Origin of the sequence: Paenibacillus athensensis, assembly GCF_004514475.2 — a bacterium.
Taxonomy (GTDB): domain Bacteria; phylum Bacillota; class Bacilli; order Paenibacillales; family NBRC-103111; genus Paenibacillus_AL; species Paenibacillus_AL athensensis.
This window is the reverse complement of sequence record NZ_MYFO02000008.1, coordinates 160,801-180,761: the sequence shown is the minus strand read 5'-3', so window position 1 is coordinate 180,761 and position 19,961 is coordinate 160,801. Positions and strand designations below refer to the sequence as shown.

Here is a 19,961-nt window from a genome sequence, read left to right as displayed (position 1 = left end):
GGCTAATCCCGGATCGTGATCTGATGCCGGCCAGCGCATGCCAAACGCTTACGTTAATCCATAAAGTTCGCGAATTGCAGGAAGCGTTTGAGCATTGTCACCGCTTCCGCGCGCGTTGACGCGCTTTGCGGCGCGAAGCTGCCGTCGCTCATGCCGTTCACCAGCTGCACTGCGGCCAGCGACGCCACCGCTTCGCGGGCCCAGCCGCCGATGCTGGCTTCATCGGCGAACACCCCGTCGCTGCCCGCTGGCAGCGACGTGCCGGCATAGCTGATCGCCCGCGCGATCAGCACAGCCATTTGCTCGCGCGTAATCGTCGCCGACGGACGGAAGCTTCCGTCCGCAAAGCCGTCCGCGAGCCCGGCTTCCACCGCCGTAGCGACAGCGCCGGCGTACCAGTCCCCGGCTTTCACGTCGGTGAAGCCGGAAGCCGCATCGCTCGCTGCCGACAGGCCGAGCGATCGCACGAGCAGCGCCACGAACTCGGCGCGCGTTACGCTGCGGTCGGGAGCGAACGCCCCGTCCGCAATGCCGTTCACGATGAGCTTCGATGCCATCGTGTCGATATCGCGCTGCGCCCAATGTCCGGCCGTATCGGCAAAGGAAGCGCTGTGCGACACGACCGTATACAAGCTGTTGCTATTGCGCTTGATCACAACCGCGGTCGTGCCGTCTTCCTGCTTCTCGAACAACGCCGGTACGAAGCTGGCAGCGCCGGTTTGCGGATCAACCGCTACCGCGGTCGCCTGATCCGCGTCCACGACGCCGGAAAGCACGAGCGTCCGGGTGACGTACGTCGAGCCGAAGCTGTGAATAGTCACCGGCTCTGCGCCTTGCGCCCCTACCGTGACGCTGAAATCAACGGCGTCGCCAAGCGGCGTCACGCCTTGCGCTTCGAGCGAGCCGTTCAGCTCGTCGGCAACGCTGCCGGTCAGCTTCTCCATGCGGATCGACACGGTCAGGTCCGCTGTGGATTTGCCCATACCGGCCGCCAGCTCGTCGAGCTTCAGGCTGGACAGCGGCAGCTCATACGAGCGATCCGCTGCGCGGAACGCCAGCTTGCCGCCGCCCAGCAATCCGGCCGCTTCGCCAAGCGCCTGTGCCGGCACTTCGACCACCAGCGTCGCATCCGTGCTGGCCGTATCGATGGCGATCGTCTTGCCAGCGCCTGCGCCCGTTCCCGCTCCTGTGCCGTTGCCGGCTGCCAACAGCTCGCGGAATGCCGCGACCAGCTTGCTGCCGTCGACCGCAACGCTCGTCTGCACCTTGCCGTTGACCGTCGTCGATTTGACGGTCAGCGCATCGGCGCCGAGCTTCACGGCCGGCTGCTGCGGCTTCGTTGTTGGCTGCGGCGAAGTCGTCGGCTGCGAACCCGTACCGGAATCGCCGCCAGACACGCCACCACCGCCAGTGCCGCCAGTACCCGCACCGCCGCTTTCGGGGCGAAAGAGCTGGGCATCCAGTGTCACCGCCAGCGAAGAAGGCACATACGCGTCGTTCATCGCCGCCGGAGCGGTCACGGTGAACGTTCCTCCGGCCAACTGCGAGCTGTCACCGACTACCGCATCGCGGATGATGTTGTGAATCGCTGCCGAGCCGCGGGCGTCGCCTTGAATTTGCATGCCCCACGTGCCGGTTTTCTCGAAAATATTGCCGGCAATCGTCGCATTCGTCAACGAGCCCGGTCCTTGTACAGACAAGCCTTGATACGAGGAATCGTACACATCGTTATAGCGGATCAGGACTTTGCCGTCAATTTTTTCCGGCACATTCACCCAGATGGCGCCAAAATCCTTATTGAAATTGTATTCGTGACCGCCAGTGCGCAGCAGCGTATTGCGCTCAACCGTCGTCGTGCCGCTAAAGGCCACCGGCGTGTGGTTGGAGCTGACGTTGATGCCGCCGCCGAAGGCAATCGTGTCGGCTACAATATTATCTTGCACCACATTGTCGCGTCCGCCGTATACGGCGATGTTGCTGGCCAACCAAGGCAGCTGCACCGTGTTGAAACGAATGACATGGTTATGGTTCGGCGTCGTGCTGAACGCGCGGTCCGACCAGAGCGCAATGCCGTCGTCGCCGCTGTTGCGGATCGCGTTTTGCTCAACGTGAATGTTGCTGTTCGCGCCGTGCAGGTTGATGCCGTCCGCATACGTGTTGCGGATCCGGTTGCCGACAATCAGCATATCGTCCACCGGCCCGTTAACCCAGATGCCGGTTTTGCGGTGCTCGATCCAGACGTTCTGGATCACCGAGCCCGGTCCGTAGTTGCCGTCAAAGCCGCTTTCCTTCGAAGCGTCATTCCGTCCGGTCGACGCGCCGAAAATCGCAAAATCGTACATTTGCACGCGACCTCCCTGGCCGTTGAAGCCGGCTCCGATGCCCTGGAGCACCGAATACCACGGGCCTGCGCCGCGAATCGTTACATTGCTCACATTCAGCGGCTCGCCGTTAAAATCAAACGTCCCCGCCGGAATCCACACGGTCCGTCCGGCTTGCTTCGCCGCAGCAATCGCGGCTTGCAGCGCCGCCGTATCGTCTTGACCGTCCCCGGCCACAGCGCCGTATTGGGTAATCGACAGCGAAAGCGGTGTTTGCGCGTAAGCTTGCGGCGCCATTTCCGTATCGATCAGATCGATGATGCGGTAAGCGGCCGCTCCGGTCTGATCGACCTGCAAACGCAGCTTCGCGCCTGCCGGTACGTCGCCGATCAGCACGCGGCTTTCGTCAAAGAAACGGTGCGGCAGCTGCAGACTCGGATCGTTCGACCACGGATAGCTGCCATACACCCAGCTGTGCTTCGATGTCAGCTGAATATCCTGTTTTTTCACACCGTTTACATACAGGGCAATCGGCGCTTCCAGCCCGCCGCCCGCTGGCGCATCAGGAATCGTATAACGCACGACGAGCGAGTTTGTCGGCTTCGTCAGCGTAAATTCAACATATTGTCCCGTCTGATCCAGCTTGACCGCTTGGCGGCCGGACGCCTCCGAAGCGATTTCACGGTACTTGCGTGTCGGCCCGACGAGCGTCCCGGTTGTTGCCGCAGCTTCCGCTTCGTATTCCGTATACATCGTCGTTGCTCCGCGAGCCGCTTTATTGACGGCCTGATGAAGAACGAGCGCGTCGATTTGCAGGCTGCCGCTGTCGGTCGCCGTCCGCTCGTACGTCACCGTATTCAGACCGGCGCGCAGCTTGAGCGTTTCGCTTTTGTATTTCCAGCCCGCGCTGCCGCTGGCTGCAAACGTCACCTGCTTATCGGCGATGCCGTTGACGCTGCGGCTGAGCGTTTTGGCTCCGGTATTTGTATTCGTATATTTCGTCAGCACGTTATACACACCATCCTGCTGTGCATAAACCGTAAACGTCAGCAGCGAGCCAACGGATGTGAAGTCGCCGATATATCCCCGGCCGCTAAAGCCCAAGCCTGCCGAGCCGACAGTCTGACCGGCCGAATAAAAGCTCTCTTCGGCTTCATACTGCACATCGGCCGTTACCGGCTCCAGCTGCCAGCTTGCACTTACGCTGCTGCTGGCATCGGTCAGCTCGACCGCCGTTCCGCCTGCGTTGGCTGCAAGCGTCCCCGCCTGCCCGGCTGCACCGCTAAAACGCGCACTGCCGTCCGTGTCCGTCAGATACCATTCGGCTCCGGCCGCTGCCGATGCCAATGCCGCTACGGTCCCGCCGTCGGCAGCCACGAAATGGCCGGTCGCGACATTTTTCAGCCGCTTATGGCCGTTCACCTGCTGCGACAGCCATTGGCTGTGCAGATCATCGACTGCAACGCTGCCCAGCGTCAGCGCGCCGTTATCTCCCTCCAGCAAATACGTGCCGGTGGCGTTATTTTTCACGCGGACTGTATTCGTATCGTCAAACACGACGTCCGAACGCTCCGTATTCACCTGCGGCTCGTACACCTGGGCCATACCCGGCGCGTCTTCGAGGCTCCAACTGACCGTTTCCGCTTCCGTCGAAACGAAATCGTATTGCGCGTAGCCGAACGAATCACTCAGATGCACAAACATATCGGAATCTCCGACGTTGCGGATATCGACATAGCCAAGGTCCGGCGAAGCGACGAGATCCCACAGGCTGCTGCTCCAGCTTTGCGGAGCGGGGTCAGGCACCGATTCCACGAAAGGCAACAAGCCTTGAATCGAAAGTACGTGTTGGGTCGCACGGTTGCGGATCACCTGATGCCCGTCGCGCGACTCGACGATCCAGTGCGAGCTGGCGTCATCTTCAGGCGGCGTGCCGTACAGCACTGCTTGGTGGCTGTTTTCATACAAATACGTGCCAAGCTTTTTGTTTTTCAACCGCACATACGAATCCGGGATAACCGGCGGCACAACCGGCGCATCCTCCAGCGCCCACTGGCCGCTGCCCCAATCCGGCGGCAGATTGCTTGCTTGCGCGTAATCCGTCTGATCCTGAATATGCAGAATAAAATCGGTTTTGTAGACGTTCTCAATATTGTAAAAACCGTCATTCGTTGCTGCCTTAATATCCCACTGGGCACTCGTCCAGCTCGGCTCGATCACAATCGCTTCCACCGGATCGAGATGGCTGTCATGATGCTCGATGGCGATATAATGCCCGGTTGCCGCGTTGCGGATTTGCCGATGCTCGCCCGCGACCGCGATCAGCCAGTGCGAACGCAAATCGTCCGCTGGCACGTTGCCGTATTTCACCTTGCCGTCTTCTTCATACAGGTAGCTGCCCTGCCATTGGTTTTTCATCCGCACGGTATGGCCCGTGAAGACGTCGTCCGGCACCCCGATCAGCTTCCACTGCGGGCTGAACCAGTTGGCGTCAATATCGCTGTATTGCGCGTATTTGCGCAGATTTTCCAAATGAATGATGGCATTTTGCGCTGCCGATTTGATGATGCTGTAGCCGTCGCCGTTCAGAGTCAGGTCCCATTGCGCGGTCAGCGCATCGTCCTGCACCTCTGTGCTCTCTACATAGTCCAGACCGTTCTGGATCGTCATGTAGTGGCCGGTTGCGCGGTTTTTGATCCGCTTGTGATCGCCGAAATCCTCGATTTCCCAATGCGAGGCCGTGTCGCCAAACGAAGGGTTGCCGTATTTGACCTGATTATTGTCTTCATATAAATACATGCTTTTCCAGCGGCTCTGGATGCGCACATACTTGTCGCCTGCGCCCGGTGTCGGCGTTGGCGTCGGTGTCGGCGTCACGACTACGGTCGAAGCCGGCTCCAGAATCCAATGCGCGCTGCCCCAGCTCGCCTGCACGCCGTTCGTACACTCGGCAAAATCAAGCCCGGCCGCTTCCACGTGCAAATACGAGCCCGGATTTTTGACGCTTTCAATCGTCATTTTGCCAGGTTCCGCTTCCGCAATGCTCCAGTCAAAATCCAGCGTCGTGTCGTCGAGCGCGATGCTCGTCACCGGATCATCCCACTCCGTCACATTGACGATCGACATGTAGTGGCCGGTCGCGCGGTTTTTGATCCGCTTGACGCCGCCGGTTTCTTCGATCAGCCATTGATAGGCCGGATCGTTCGTGTCGGTTGGCATACCGCGTTTGACCTTGTTCTGGTCGGCTTCATCCTCGTACAAATACGAGCCGCGGTAGTCGTTTTTGATCCGCACGTACGGATTGTCCTGAACCTCCTCAAAAATCCACTGCGCGCTGCCCCAGCTCGCCTGCACGCCGTTCGTGCATTCGGCAAAATCGAGACCTGCCGCTTCCATATGCAAGTACGAGCCCGGATTTTTGACGCTTTCCAGCGTCATTTTGCCTGCGCCGGCGTCCTGGATATTCCAGTCAAAATCCATCGTCGTGTCATCCAGCGCGATGCTCGTGACCGGATCGTCCCACTCCGTCACATTGACCACGGACATGTAGTGGCCCGTCGAGCGGTTTTTAAGCCGCTTAACGCCGCCGGTTTCTTCAATTTGCCATTGATACGTTGGATCGCTCATATCGCTTGGCGTACCGCGTTTGACCTTGTTCTGGTCGGCTGCGTCTTCGTACAGATACGTGCCGCGGTAATCGTTTTTGATCATGACATACGTGCCGCTGTCTGCGGCTTGTGCGCGACCGCCGCCGGTTGTCAGTATGCCGGACAGCGAGATCAGTACGACCAGCGCCCAGATTGCTGCTTTGTTCAGCCTGAACATGCCCAAGTTGCCCCCTTCAAAATAACGTCATCATATGAAAAACCCGCAAAGATCAACCTTCGCTTTGCAGCTTGCTCGAATCGTTTGCGGGGACGTGCCATGTTGCGTGTTGCCGTGCTGCGCAGTGCTTTACGGCGCTCCACATTGCTTTGGCGCCTTTCCGACCGCAGTGCTCTGTTGCTCTGTTCCCGCACCTTCCCGGTGCATGGTGCCTTACTTTGCACCGGCCACGCCGCACTTCGCTTTACGCCACGGTGCCAAGCCCGCTTCCCCGGCCCGTTTGACAGCCGCCATACGGCCGGCACCGCGCTCCGGGAATCGCGCGCGGTGCGGCTGCCTTGCCGCCAAGCCGGCCGGTCAGGCCAGTGCGAACGCCCACAGCGCCGGAGCGCCGCCTTCATTCAGCCGCTCCAGCGCGGCCGGCTTGCCGTCGACCGTCACCTCCGGCTGCTCGCCGGCGTGATGCAGCACGACGCGCACGCTTGTCCACGACGGCAGGCAGCCGAGCTGCACGATGTGCGTCGCAAGCTCGACGCGTGCGCCGTCGCACACGATGTCAAGCCGCTGCTCGTACACGCTGCCCGACTCGTACGCAAACGTCGCGCCGTCGTCGTCGTACAGCGTGTACGTCATCGCCCCGTCGACGCCGGCGTACACGTGCACGGTCAGCGGGCCAGCCGGCTCCGCCGTGTTCAGCCGCTCGCTGCCTTGCACGATGACCGAGCCCTGCCGGATGAACAGCGGCAGCGTATCGAGCGGCGCGTCGACCAGCACATGGCGGCCACCCTCCAGCACCTCGTCCGTCCAGTAGTTGACCCAGCGCCCGGCCGGCAAATACACGGCGCGGACGAATGTGTCCGGACGGACAACCGGCGCAACGAGCACGTTGGGCCCGAGCAGGAACTGGTCCTGGACGAGTCCCGCCTGGGGATCGTCCGGGAACTCCAGCAGCAGCGGACGGATGACCGGCATCCCGGTGCGGTTCGCTTCGGCGAACAGCCCGTACATCAACGGCAGCCACACATATCGCATGCGAATGTATCGCTTGACGAGCGCTTCGGCCTCCGCGCCGAACACCCACGGCTCCTGCCGGATCGACTTCATCTCGCTATGGTTGCGGAAGTACGGCATCATCGCGCCAAGCTGCGTCCAGCGCACGAGCAGCTGCCCGTTCGAATCGTGGGCAAAGCCGCCGACATCGGCGCCGCACAGCGGCACGCCAGATAAGCCAAGATTGAGGCACATCGGCACCGACATCTCCAGATGCTCCCAGAAGCTGCGGTTATCGCCTGTCCAGACGGCAGCGTAACGCTGAATGCCGGCAAAGCCCGAGCGCGTCAGCACAAACGGGCGGCGTCCGTCCAAGTGCAGCTTCATCCCTTCATATGTCGAACGCGACATTTGCAGGCCATAAGTATTGTGCAGCTCGCGATGCGTCGTCCTTCGCCCGTCGTTGTTGTGCATCACCTCAACATCCATCGTCTTCGACTCGTTGAAGATGGCCGGCTCGTTCATATCGTTCCAGATGCCCTCAATGCCCAGCTCCGCATAAAACGCATGCAAGTCCCGCCACCACTGGCGCACCGCTTCATCGGTAAAATCGGGGAATGCGCTTTTGCCCGGCCACACCTCGCCGTAAAACATCGTGCCGTCGGCATAGCGGCAAAACGCCTGGCGCGCAAGTCCTTCCTGGAACACGCGATATTCCGGGTCGGCCTTCACGCCGGGATCGACGATCGGCACGATCCGCACGCCCGCTTCCTTGAGGTCGCGGACGAGCTGCGCCGGCTTGCGGAAGCGCTCGCCGTCGAACGTGAACACCCGATATCCTTGCATATAGTGGATATCCAGATATATCGCGTCGAGCGGGATGCCCTTCTCGCGGAACGACGCCACCAGCTCGCGCACCTCTTGCTCCGTTTCGTAGCTGTAGCGCGACTGATGGTAGCCAAGCGCCCACTTGGGCGGCAGCGGCGCTTTGCCGGTCAAGCCGGCGTACTGCAACACGACATCCTTGGGCGTCGGCCCCGCGAGCACGAAATAGTCCAGCAGCCCGCCCTCGGCATACAACGCATATTCCGTGTCGCCGTTCATCCGAAACTCCATGCGGAACGTGTTCAGCACGTATATGCCGTGCGCGCGCCCGCCGCGCTTCGTCATGAAATACGGAATCGACACGTACAAGGGGTCCGTTTCCTGATTGTGCGGCGCATAGACATCGGTGTTCCACATCGTCAGCTTCTCGCCGCGCTTGTTGAGGTGGCCGGCCTTTTCACCAAAGCCGTGGTAACGGTCCTCCGGCTCCATCGCCTTGAAGCCGATAACCTCGCCTGCGGCGTTGAACATCATGCCGTGCGCACCCTCGCGCACGATCGTTTCGCCGGTCGCCGCTTCCTCCACGGCGATCCGCAGCGGCGAGCAGGTGGCGCGCAGCCGCAGCTGACCGCCTTCGACCAGCAGCTCGTCGCCCGACCGCCGGGCCGCAAGCGCCAGCGGCTGCTTCGCCTGCTGGACAAACAAGCTCTCGCCGGCCGCAACCGGCGGCCCGGAAGGGTCCATCGTGATGCGCACGATCCGCTCGGTGTACAGCGCCAGCCGCACCCAACCGTTCTCGCACTCCAGCAGCACGTCGCCCGCTTCCTCCACGATCGCCACAACGCTGCCGATATCGGTAAATTCACTAACGACCTGCTGCTTGTAAAGCTCTGGATGTATCGACAAGCTGGTTTCCAAGAAAAAAGCCCCTTTCCAAGCTGAATGCCTAGCCCTTCGTTGCGCCGTCGGCCAGACCTGTGATCAAATACCGCTGCAGAAACAGAAACACGATGGCAATCGGCAGCGCGATCAGCATAGTTCCGGCGGAAAAACGCGTGAAGTTGTTGGCGAATTTATCGTTGATCAGGTTGAACAAGCCGAGCGCCAGCGTATACTTCTCCGGGCTGCGGATGATGATTTTCGGCGTAAGAAAGTCCATGAACGGCGCCATGAAGGTGAACAGCGCGACCACCGCGAGAATTGGCTTGGTCAGCGGCAGCAGGATTTTGCTGAAAATCGTCATATGTCCCGCGCCGTCCATCTTCGCGGACTCGTCAAGATCGCGCGGCAGCGTATCCATGTACCCTTTTACAAGAAACACGTTCATCGTCAAGCCGCCGCCGAGGTAAATCAGAATCAGTCCGGCAAACGTATCGAGCAGATTGACCATGTTCAGCAGCAAATAAATCGCCACCATGCCCATCGTCACGGGAAACATCTGCAGGATCAGAAACGAATAAATGCTGTACCTGCGCCCGACAAAACGGAAACGCGAGAACACGTACGCCAGCAGCGAGACGACCGCGACATTGAGAACGGCGTTCAACACAGCGACCAGCAGCGTATTTTTGTACCACAGCCCGTAATTGCTATTCGGCGCAGTAAACAGCCACTTGTAATGCACAAGCGACCAATTGTCGGGAATCAGCTTGGCGCTGAACAAGCTCGTCCCCGGATTGAGCGAAATGCTGATCGCCCACAGCAGCGGGTACACGATCAAAGCGAACATAACCAGCACAACGACATAAATCGCGGCGACCTCAAGGGTCGATTTCGTTTTGCGTCCCATGTCAGTAGATGCCCTCCTCTTTGAACGCGCGCGTTCTTCTAAATTGATAAAGCGCAAACACCGCAACGACCAGACCCATAATAATCGAGATCGCCGCAGCCATTTTGTAATTGTTTTGCTGGAAGGTCAGCGTGTACACCCACGAAATCAGAATGTCGGTTGCGCCCGAGTTCTGCCCTGGCACCGGCGGACCGCCCTTGTTGAACAAATAAATGATATTGAAATTGCTGAAATTGTACGAATACTGCATGATCAAAAGCGGAGCGGTTGCATACATCGCATGCGGCAGCGTAATGTAGCGGAACTTCTGCCAGCGCGTGCCTCCGTCGACGTCGGCTGCTTCGTACCAGTCCTTGGAGATGCTTTGCAGCACGCCCGTAAATAAGGTGAAAATATAGGGGAAGCCGAGCCAGATTTGGACAAAAATAATCGCTACCCGCGCCCAGAACGGATCGGTGAGCCACGGGATCAGCACGCCGAAATGCGAGAAAATGTCGCGGTTGACCGCGCCGAAGTTATCGTTGAACATCGCGGAAAAAATCAAAGCCGTCATAAAAGAAGGAACCGCCCAAGGCAAAATGAACACCGTGCGGATGATTTTCTTAAATCGGACCCTGGTATCGTTGATGACAACGGCCAGGAAAAAGCCAAGCGCAATTTGCAGCGTCGTGGCGACCAGCGTCCACACGACGGTCCAGGATAGTACGGAGGTCAAGCTTTTGCTCCAAAGCGGATCCGTGAACAGCGCCTTGAAATTGTCGAAGCCGATCCAGTGCAGCAGATGCGCCGGCGGCGAATTGTACAGATTGAAATCGGTAAAAGCCAGGCTGACCATGAACAACAGCGGGAAGATTACAGTCAATGTCAGCAAAATAAAGCTCGGCACGACGATAAAATACGGAAAGCCTTGGTCCCACGTCGACTGGAACGCATCGCGCATCGAGGGGATGCGGCTGCCTTCGCTGATTTGCTTGGCGTCGCGGTGGGCGTCCAGCAGGTTATAGGCATACATGCAGGCGAGAATCACCACAGCAATGAGAGACAACAGGCCCTGCACCAGATACGCGCGGGAATCGTCCACCTCGGGCGTAGCGCCAAGCGTGATCAACCCCCAGAAGCCGGTAACGATAAACGAGGAAAAAGCGGAAACGAAACTGAGGGCCAGCAGCAGGAAAAGCGTGCCTTTGACGTATCGCTTGTTGTACAACTGTCCAAGCCCGGGAATGACCGACAGCAGCGCGGCCAGCTTGGGCGAATGCGCCCGGACCGGAACGGACTTGGTTGCTTTTACCAACATGATGACTTCACCTTCTTTACGTTAAATAGGGAAAGGGGGCTGCTCACAGCTCCCTTTCACCTTGGTTTGAATCCGATGCGGATTACTTGGCGTCCGTAGCTCCGGACATTTTGATTTTGTCTTGAACTTGCTGAACGGCATCGTTAAGCGTGCTTTGCACGTCTTTGCCTTCCGAGATGAATTTCAGTGCGTTGGCCATCGGGTCCCACACAGCGTCCAGCTCAGGAACGGTTGGGAACGGAATGCCGTATTGAATTTGCTGCGAGAAGCCGGATACGAGCGGGTTGGACGTCAGCTCAGGATCGTTGAGCACCTTCACAACCGGCGGCACCTCGCCTGTTTTTTGGTAGTAATATTTGGCGTTTTCTTCGTTGGTCAGGAACGCGGCCAGATCGGACGCCCACTCTGGGCTTTTGCTGAATTTGGAAAGCATCCAGCCTTTAACGCCGATGAAGGAGGTCGGGTGTTTGCCGTCGTCCATTGTCGGGATTGGCGCAACAGCCAGGTCGTCGCCGAGCTGCTTTTTGTAATCCGTAATGGCCCAAGGACCGTTAATGACTGCTGCTACCTTGCCTTGTGTGAACAGGCCGCCGAGAATGTCGCCGTTGATGCCTTTTGGCAGATAGCCTTGTTTGAACCAATCCTGAATCAGCGTCGCGCCCTTCACGGTGCCTTCTTTGTTCAGGCCGATGTCCCCGATGTTGAAGCCGCCTTTTCCGTCGTTTTGGAAAATGTAGCCACCGCTGCCGCCGAGGAAGCCCCAAGCGAAGTAGAAGTTCGTTGCGTCGAACAGGAAGCCGTATTCCTGCTTCGCAGCGTTCGTTTTCTCTTGCTGGATTTTGGCCAGATCAGCCATCGTTTTTGGCGGCTCAGGCAGCAATTTTTTGTTGTAGAACAACGCGTACGTCTCGATAACGGCCGGCAGACCGTAAAGCTTGCCGCCTTGGCTCAGCGCCGCCAGCGATTCTGGCGTGTACGCGCCGAGCGTTTGCGAATCGGCTACGATCGGTTGGACCAGTCCTTTCAGGACGAGGTCGCCGATGCCCGGTTGATAGTACAGGTCCGGACCTTTGCCGGATGGACCGTCGAGCGTGAGCGCTTCTTTTTGGTTGTTCATGCTTGTTGGCGTGATTTTGACCTGAATGCCGGTTTTTTCGGTATATTTTTTAGCCAGCTCGGTGATGACGGCCAGTTTGTCGGCATTGTCGTCCGGCCAGATCGTCAGCTCTTTCGGCTTCTCCGGCATGTTCGCTTTCGCGCCGGCATCGGCGTCTGCCGTTGCGGCAGGCTTTTGCGTATCGGCAGCCGTTGCGGCCGGGCTTGCTTCCTCCTGCTTGGCTCCGCAAGCAGTCAGCGCGGAAATGGCAATTGTCGAGCACATCGCTACAGTTAACAGTTTTTTGTAAGACATTGTGTGATCCCCATCCTTCATGTCGTTATTTTGGGTGCTGCGGTGCAGCGGATGACCTTGCTTCTGCTTGGTTCGTTGCCGATGCCTGCGTGGCAGATGCCGCGGCGGCGCCGGCTGGGCGACAGTTCCTTGTTCTCTCTCTCCTGTTCGATCGGCGACCCCTTTCTGTGTGTGATGGAAGCTGTCAGCTTGTGAGTGTTGCTTGCAACTCATGGGTTCATTGTAAGGAATCGCAGGGCCTGCCAACTACTAAGATAGTGACCTAAATCAGCAACATTGTGACATCGCCAAACCTGCATAAAATAAGGAAAAAATCGGCAATCTCCGCATTCGGAAATCGATTTTCGGCGCTATTATAGAAGCGAAAAACGAACCTGCCGCTCGCAGGCCGCACTTGGCTGCCGCAACGCCCCTGCCGCTGGCTGGCAGCTGTCGAACCGTCGGCAGGCGGCGACGCGAGGCGGACGCTTGATCCGCGTGTTAAGGCGCGTGCAAAAGTCACTAAAGTGACAGCTCCAGTCGCAAATCTGGCAGATGACACCGCCCGCTACGCGGTACACTATCAACATGGAGGTTTTTCCGCACAAAAAAACACGCCTGCCAACGTTCTCACAAGAACGATGACAAGCGTGCTGGTTGCAACGAGGTATTGCGCCTGCGGGCCTGAACGTGCGCGGCGCGGGCTTCGCCGACGTTAATTGCGAGCTGGCTGGCGGCCTTCGGCAGCCTACGATGCTGCGGAGGGCTGGCAACAGCAGTTCTGCCGCATGATGAGCTTGATGAATTAGCGCTTCAGCAGCGCATTCAGCCGCTCCGACGACGCCAGCAGCCCGACAGCAGATACCAGAATGAACGCCGGGAAAACGCCGATGGTCGCACGCGACGCCAGCAAGCCGAGCAGCGGCGGGATGCAGGTGCTGCCCACATAAGCGAGCGCCATCTGGTAGCCGATGATCGACGAAGACGCTTCGCGCCCGAAGCGCGCCGGCGTTTCGTGCAGCATGCACGGAAAAATCGGAGCCAGCCCCAGCCCGATCAGCAGCAGCGCGGCTAGCGAGAAGCCGGCCGGCAGCGGCAAGAGCAGCAGCGCAACGCCGACAAGCACCGTCAGCTGGCCGCTGCGAATTAACGCGCGATTGCCTACGCGCAGCGTAATGAAGCCGGCGATGAAGCGCCCTAATGTAATGCCGGCGTAGTAGAGCGAAACCCAACGCGCCGCATCGGCAGCCGCCAGCTCCTTGATGTTGACAAGAAAGCTTGCGCCCCACAAGCCGACAGTGGCCTCTACGCCGCAATAAAACAGAAATGCAGCCAGCGCCAGCTTGACGCCGCGAATGCGCAGCGGCGAACGAACGGCTTCTACGGCCGCTTTCGCCTGCGGCTCCCCGCTACCCGCAGAAACGTCGGCTTCCTCGGCCGGTCCCGGCGCTTTCGCTTCACTGGCGGCTGCCTTGCTCCACAAGGGCAATGTCATCAGCAACACGATGACGAGCACGCCCTGCAGCGCTGCGATGGTCACATAGCCCGTGCGCCAGGCGCTCCCGCCACCGGCGATAAACGGAGCCATCACGACCGGCCCGAGCGTTGCGCCGACGCCCCAGAAGCAGTGGAGCCAGCTCATATGATGCGCTTTGTAATGCGTGGCCACATAATTGTTCAAGCCCGCATCAATCGAGCCTGCGCCAAGGCCCAGCGGCAGCGCGAAGACGAACAGCCACAACAGCGACGGTGCAAGGCTGAAGCCGAGCAGCGCAATTGCCGTCATCAGCGTGCTGACGAACGCAACCTTGCCCGTGCCGAACCGGCGCAGCACCGCTCCGCTCATCAGGCTCGATACAATCGTCGCGCCAGCGATCGTCATGAACAACCCGCCCGCTGTCGCCAATTGGGCGTGCAGATCCGTTTGCATCACCGGCCACGCCGTACCCAGCAAGGAGTCCGGCAAACCGAGACTGATAAAAGCCAAATAAATAACGACCAACAACCATGTTGCCACCTGAAGCCCGCCTTTTCTCTTGATGTTGCATCGCTGCGGCAGCGCTATACGTGCAAATGGTAAGGCACCGTAGCCACGACGATGTTTTTCTCCTTCTGCAGCTTGGAGCGGATGCGCGAGGCCGACTGATTATGCAGCAGCCGATGCCACCATTTCCGCGGCATAAACTGCGGCAGGATCACCATTATATTTTGCTTCTCCGACACATGGGTGTCAATCCGTTCGATAAATTCAGCCAACGGCTTGAGAATGGTCCGGTACCGCGATTTGAATACGATCAACCGCACGCCGGGGTCCCATTTGGCCCATTTCTCCTCCATACGCGCCTCGTCTTCATCGGAAAACGAGACGTAGAACGCAATCACGTTGGGCGACAGCGATCGCGCATAATTCAGCGAATCGGCCACAACGCGGTGAATCCCGGCGACCGGCACGATGATGATCGGCTCTTTGGGCACGACCTTCTCCTGCTCGATGTCGATGCGCAGCTCGCTGGCTACATCGTCGTAATGACGGCTGATTTTCGTAATGCCCCACAAAATAATCGGCGACAAGACGATCACGATCCAAGCGCCCTCGCTGAATTTCGTGATGCAAAAAATGCCCAACACCGCCAGCGATACCAGCGCACCAGCGCCGTTGATCAGCGATTTGCGGCCCCAGCCGCGCGGCCGCTCGCGCAGCCATTTGCGCACCAGCCCGCTTTGCGCCAGCGTAAACGACAGGAACACGCCAATGGCATACAGCGGAATCAAAGCGTCGGTGCGGCCCTTGAAAATGATCAGCAGCACGCTGGCCAGCACGCCCAAGGTGACGATGCCGTAATTGAACGACAGGCGATCCCCCCGGTAAGAGAACATCCGCGGAAAATTTTTATCCTGGGCCATAATCGACGCCAGTATCGGAAACCCGTTAAAGCTGGTATTGGCGGCCAGCGTCAATATCATCATCGTCGCGATTTGCGTCGCATAGTAGAACCAGCCACGGCCAAATGCAGCCTCCGTGACCATCGACAGCACCGAGGTATGTCCTTTCGGGTCCGGTGCAACGCCGTAAGCCAGGCTGAGCACCGTCACGCCGCCGAACACAATCGCGAGCAGCGTGCCCAGCGAGAGCAGCGTGCGCTTGGCGTTGCGCTCCGAAGGCGTGCGGAAATGCGGCACCGCGTCGGAAATAGCTTCAATCCCCGTGACCGCCGAGCAGCCCGAAGAGAACGCCTTGAGCAATACGAACAACGTTAGTCCCGCAGGCACCGAATGCGGCACGACGTGCGAGACGTGCATGCCTCCGTTTCCGGTCAACAGATCATACAGTCCTTTGCCGACCAGCAGCAGCACACAGCCGATAAAAAAATACGTCGGAACGGCAAACACGGTGCCCGACTCCGAAGTGCCTCGCAGGTTCAGCCACACCATCAGCCAAACCAGCAGCAAAGCGATTTCCACCATATACGGTACCGTCGAGGGAAAAGCCGACGTGATCGCCTGTACCCCGGCCGAAATGGAAACGGCCACGGTCAGCGTGTAATCAATCAGCAGCGATACGCCGGTTAGCCGTCCCCAGACCATACCGAGATTTTCCTTCGATACCATGTACGCCCCTCCGCCTTGCGGATAGGCGTCAATCACCTGCCGGTAGCTGATGACCAGCAGCCCGATCAGTACAATGATCGACAGGGCGATCGGAAACGAAAAAGCAAACGCCGCTAGGCCCACCGTCGCCAGCTCGAGCAAAATCTGCTCCGTGCCATAGGCCACCGACGAAAGCGCATCCGACGACAGAATCGGCAGCGCCTTCCAGACCGGCATCTTTTCCGATTCCATTTCACTGGATTTCAACGGCTTGCCAAACACAATTTTTTTAAGCGAATCAGCAGTCATCCCCAACACGGCTCCTCCAACAAAATGCATCCCATCTTACTTATACGTTACCCCGTTCCAACACCGAAAAAACACAAAAAAACACAAGGTCAGACCTTGTGTTGTACACACATCTTACCTTCTCATCGTCGCTTACGAGGTTAGCTGCCGGATTCGGGCGATGAGAAAGCGCCCTAAAAAGTATGCTGTCGCACACTTTTATTCACCCCTTGATATCTTGTGGTTCCCCCGTTTTTCCTAGGAAAATTCAGCGAATTGTCATATAGGAAAGCTCTGCAACAAATCATACTCCTGCCGTGCTTTACAGTAAAGCGGTGGAAAAACCGGAATCGGCGAAGATTTGCTGCGCCTTTCAGCATGAATCCGTTTACATCAGGAGCGACCCTTCATTTGCTTCGATTATTAAAGCCGTTCGCTCGTTTACTTGCTTTTCAGCTTGTCGGGTCCGCAGACCAGCCGCTCGCCCGCTTTGCGGTAATAGCGCTTCATCTCCAGCATTACGCCCGGCATTTGGTGCAGCGGCACGTCCAGCGTCTTCAACGGCTCGGGAATGCCCAGCGTGCTGAGCGCAGTTACCTTCAAAACCTCCAGCGTCCCGTCAAAATCAAATACAATGTGATTCAAGCTCCCTTCCTCCTTGTCCGGTCGTGCATGAAAGGTCCGGTGAACCATCAGCCGCCTCTTCACCTGACTTTTTAAGTAAAAGACATACAAAAAACGCGAGTGGAAGAGGCTTTGCAGCTCTCCAACTCGCGTTTTGCAGGTGTGTGATCAGGAATCCGCAGCAAGCGGCAATTTGCCGGCTTGAGGTGCAGCGCTTCGTTCGGCAGTCAAGGTCAATACGCAGCCGAAAATGAGGACAGCTCCCAAGCTTTGGGACAACGTAATGCTCTGCCCCAGCACAAGCCAATTGAGCAGCAGCGCGGTTACCGGGAAAGCAAGCTCGGCAACGGTGGCATAACCGGCCTTCGAGCCGCGAAGACCGCGGTAGTACAACAGGATGCCGATGAGTCCGGGCACAAGGGCGAGCAGCATGAGATAGGCAAGCGACTGCGTATCAAGAGCCTCCAGCCGCAAGGGGCGCCGGTCTTGAACGAGCTGCAGCAGCAGCAGGAACGGCACAGCCAGGCCAAAGCGGGCGGAAGTCAGCTCCAAAAACGTGAGCCGATCCAGCAAACGTCGGCCGAGTACAGTCCCGGCTCCCCATAAGCCGGCCGCGCCGAGCGCGAGCAGCGAGCCTTGCCACTGCGCCGCAGTTGCGGAGGCGAAGGGGACGCTCCAGCCGAACGAAAGCAGGTAAGCGCCGGCCAAAGCGAGCCCAAGGACCCACGCCTGCGAACGCGTAAACCGCTCCTTCAGCAGAAGTCGAGCCAGCACAATGGCCGCAAGCGGCTGCAGCTTTTGCAGCAAAATGACGACCGATGGATTGCCAAATCGGAACGCCTGCGTGAACAGCCAGGTAGCCAGGCCAGAGCTGCCCCACGCGATAAGCAATAGCAGCAGCCCTTCCCGTACCCGCAATCGCGCAAAAGAACGACGATGGAGTATGAAAAACGGCACTGCAAACAAACAGAGAATCAGGTGCTCCAGCAAGACAATTTCAGCCGAACTGAACGTGCCGAGAAGAGGGGTTCGCAAGATCGCGTCGGTTCCCCACATAGACGCACCCAGACTTACCCACAGCAGGCCGAATGAACGTTGATCTGTATGCATCGGCTGTTAGCTGCGACCAGAACGAATAAAGCCTTCCAGCAAAGCCGCCGCTTCGTCCACAAGCTTCGGAGAATTGGATTTGATGCCGCGGAAGCTGCGATTCTCTTCGATTTCATGCGTACCGAAGCCTTCCAGGTCGTAAGCGGTCATCATCATTTTCATCGTGGGCGCTTGAATGACCAGAAACCATTCCCTCACGAGCGGATGCCCGGCAGGCAGATGAATATAGGTGACGTTCGGATGCTCCGGCATCTCCTGATCGTTTTCGCCAAAGATATAGACCTGCTGCGCGCTGTCCGCCATGGTAAAAAAACGCTCCAGCACCGGCTCCACACAGCGGGACAGCTTCTGGAAGCCGGCATAAATATGGGCCTTCGGCTTTTTCGTAATGACCATGTTCTCCATAATCAGGCACATGTACTCCAGCTGTGGCACTTTGGTTTCGTATTTCATAGAGGCGCTGTCGAGCGCGGAACGACTCAGCATACCCGAGATTACCTCGGGTTCTCCCTCCACCTGTCCGAAAATATCGCGATACAATGAAACATCCATCATTGCCGATTCCTCCTTGTATAACGTTACGTTATTTGGCGATGCTGTAAGCCCTTGTCCATTGCGCTTCACTCGGATCGAATCCAGCCTCGGCGAGACCTGCAGCCAGCTGTGCCGATCGTTGCTTGAGCACGTCGATCGAAGCGATCAGCTCCATGAGAGACATCAGCTGAATTTGTGAAGCCTCCGCTGTGCTCGTGATATCCGCGCCCACTCGTTCGGTCATTTCGACCGTTTCCTGCAAACGTGCGCGCAGCTCCACATAAAGCGTTTCTAAAGAATCCGTGTTGCGCTTCACACGCTCTCCTCCCTCTACGACGATACTCATCGTTTCGGACATCCCGGTCAGCAGGCGGCTGACATTCTCGGCTTTGCGGCCGTTGTCAGCAATCACCTCCATCTCGTTGAGCAGAACCGTTGACGCCTTGCCGGATTGGCGAATTAAATCCTGGATCGTTTCGGTCATATCCCGCGAAAGCGACTTGGCGGACGCAGCCAGCTGCCTGACTGCTTGCGCAACAATGGCAAAGCCGGCTCCCGCCTCTCCGGCCCGAGCCGCTTCGATCGCGGCGTTCAACGACAGAAGCTGTGTCTGATCGGCGATGTCGTTAATGTGCGTGAGCGCATTGCCGATTTTTTTCAGGTGAATTTGCAGGTCCTCATATTGAAGCTTGGTTGACGCGGACGCGGACTCGATTTGCTTAAAACCCTCAAGCAGCTGCAAGATGTCGGCAAGGCCTTCTTCGGTATGCACAGCCCATTGCCGCAGCATGGACTGCGATTCCTCGATAGATTGCTTCGTTTCAATGAACTTGCGTTGCACGAGGTCCGACTGCTCCATCGTCGCTTTGCTTCGCGACATCTGCTCCTCGATCGATGCTGAAATGCCAAGCGCTGCCTGTGTAATATGCTCCGCCTGCGATTCGACATCGGCCGCATTGCCTATCATGGAATCCGCTGCCGTCTCCACATGGCGAGTGATCGAAGCAAATTGCTGCAGCACAACCGAACCTCCATCGAGTGGCGTTTGGGGGACGCCGGCCTCCGGACTTGACGAGACGACTTGCTTCTTTGCAAGAAGGCTCCGCTCATAGAAGACGAGCAAGCCCGCAATAAGCAACAGGAAAACTGCAGCGGACACAACGGTTTCTGCAACGCTCCATGTGACGACTACGGCGACGACCGCTATCAGGAGAGCCCGGCGATACGTCCGAATCCAGAAAAGAATCGTAATCACCGCCTTGTATTATTTTTGTATAATATTTGTATAAGATAAGTATAAGTTTATCCAGAAAAAATTACAATAGCTATTAATTAAAATAAAAAAACACCTGTCATCTCTTTACGAAATGAACAGATGTT

The 19,961-nt window shown here is 58.0% G+C and carries 11 protein-coding genes and 1 riboswitch; all 11 genes read right to left on the bottom strand.

The genetic code is table 11. The features are described from left to right. Positions 1 to 53: 53 nt before the first annotated feature. Entirely contained in the window at positions 54 to 6,146 is a 6,093-nt protein-coding gene (locus B5M42_RS16045; protein WP_134750356.1) for an S-layer homology domain-containing protein, read from the bottom strand. Positions 6,147 to 6,503: 357 nt separating this feature from the next. Continuing rightward, positions 6,504 to 8,879: a glycoside hydrolase family 31 protein gene (locus tag B5M42_RS16040; RefSeq protein ID WP_134750354.1), complete on the bottom strand. Its 2,376-nt coding sequence runs from the start codon at positions 8,877 to 8,879 to the stop codon at positions 6,504 to 6,506. A 28-nt stretch (positions 8,880 to 8,907) separates the two neighbouring features. After that, positions 8,908 to 9,750: a sugar ABC transporter permease gene (locus tag B5M42_RS16035; protein ID WP_134750352.1), complete on the bottom strand. Its 843-nt coding sequence runs from the start codon at positions 9,748 to 9,750 to the stop codon at positions 8,908 to 8,910. A gap of 1 nt (position 9,751) precedes the next feature. Further along, on the bottom strand, positions 9,752 to 11,047 hold the full coding sequence (locus B5M42_RS16030; RefSeq protein WP_134750350.1) for a carbohydrate ABC transporter permease: 1,296 nt from the start codon (positions 11,045 to 11,047) through the stop codon (positions 9,752 to 9,754). Between the two features lie 82 nt (positions 11,048 to 11,129). Then, positions 11,130 to 12,458 (bottom strand): extracellular solute-binding protein, encoded by a 1,329-nt coding sequence (locus B5M42_RS16025; RefSeq protein ID WP_134750348.1) that lies wholly within the window; start codon positions 12,456 to 12,458, stop codon positions 11,130 to 11,132. Positions 12,459 to 13,242: 784 nt separating this feature from the next. Beyond that, the gene (locus B5M42_RS16020; RefSeq protein WP_134750346.1) at positions 13,243 to 14,454 is read right to left on the bottom strand and encodes an MFS transporter; all 1,212 of its coding nucleotides are present in this window, start codon (positions 14,452 to 14,454) and stop codon (positions 13,243 to 13,245) included. Between the two features lie 44 nt (positions 14,455 to 14,498). Continuing rightward, complete coding sequence (locus tag B5M42_RS16015) at positions 14,499 to 16,334, bottom strand: APC family permease (RefSeq protein WP_134750344.1); 1,836 nt, start codon at positions 16,332 to 16,334, stop codon at positions 14,499 to 14,501. A 114-nt stretch (positions 16,335 to 16,448) separates the two neighbouring features. Further along, positions 16,449 to 16,597, bottom strand: a riboswitch (cyclic di-AMP (ydaO/yuaA leader). 157 nt (positions 16,598 to 16,754) lie between these two features. Beyond that, a complete protein-coding gene (locus B5M42_RS16010; protein WP_134750342.1) occupies positions 16,755 to 16,958 on the bottom strand; it encodes a hypothetical protein in 204 nt (67 codons plus the stop codon). A gap of 147 nt (positions 16,959 to 17,105) precedes the next feature. After that, positions 17,106 to 18,047, bottom strand: coding sequence for a DMT family transporter (locus tag B5M42_RS16005; protein WP_134750340.1), 942 nt, complete (start codon positions 18,045 to 18,047; stop codon positions 17,106 to 17,108). Between the two features lie 6 nt (positions 18,048 to 18,053). Beyond that, on the bottom strand, positions 18,054 to 18,602 hold the full coding sequence (locus B5M42_RS16000) for a DICT sensory domain-containing protein (RefSeq protein WP_230632945.1): 549 nt from the start codon (positions 18,600 to 18,602) through the stop codon (positions 18,054 to 18,056). A gap of 28 nt (positions 18,603 to 18,630) precedes the next feature. Then, entirely contained in the window at positions 18,631 to 19,602 is a 972-nt protein-coding gene (locus B5M42_RS15995; protein ID WP_134750338.1) for a methyl-accepting chemotaxis protein, read from the bottom strand. Positions 19,603 to 19,961: the final 359 nt, after the last annotated feature.

What these genes read in the sequence shown, in the direction of transcription:
- B5M42_RS16045 (WP_134750356.1), bottom strand. Translation starts at nt 6,146, where the DNA reads ATGTTCAGGCTGAACAAAGCAGCAATCTGGGCGCTGGTCGTACTGATC.
- B5M42_RS16035 (WP_134750352.1), bottom strand. Translation starts at nt 9,750, where the DNA reads ATGGGACGCAAAACGAAATCGACCCTTGAGGTCGCCGCGATTTATGTC.
- B5M42_RS16030 (WP_134750350.1), bottom strand. Translation starts at nt 11,047, where the DNA reads ATGTTGGTAAAAGCAACCAAGTCCGTTCCGGTCCGGGCGCATTCGCCC.
- B5M42_RS16025 (WP_134750348.1), bottom strand. Translation starts at nt 12,458, where the DNA reads ATGTCTTACAAAAAACTGTTAACTGTAGCGATGTGCTCGACAATTGCC.
- B5M42_RS16015 (WP_134750344.1), bottom strand. Translation starts at nt 16,334, where the DNA reads ATGACTGCTGATTCGCTTAAAAAAATTGTGTTTGGCAAGCCGTTGAAA.
- B5M42_RS16005 (WP_134750340.1), bottom strand. Translation starts at nt 18,047, where the DNA reads ATGCATACAGATCAACGTTCATTCGGCCTGCTGTGGGTAAGTCTGGGT.
- B5M42_RS16000 (WP_230632945.1), bottom strand. Translation starts at nt 18,602, where the DNA reads ATGATGGATGTTTCATTGTATCGCGATATTTTCGGACAGGTGGAGGGA.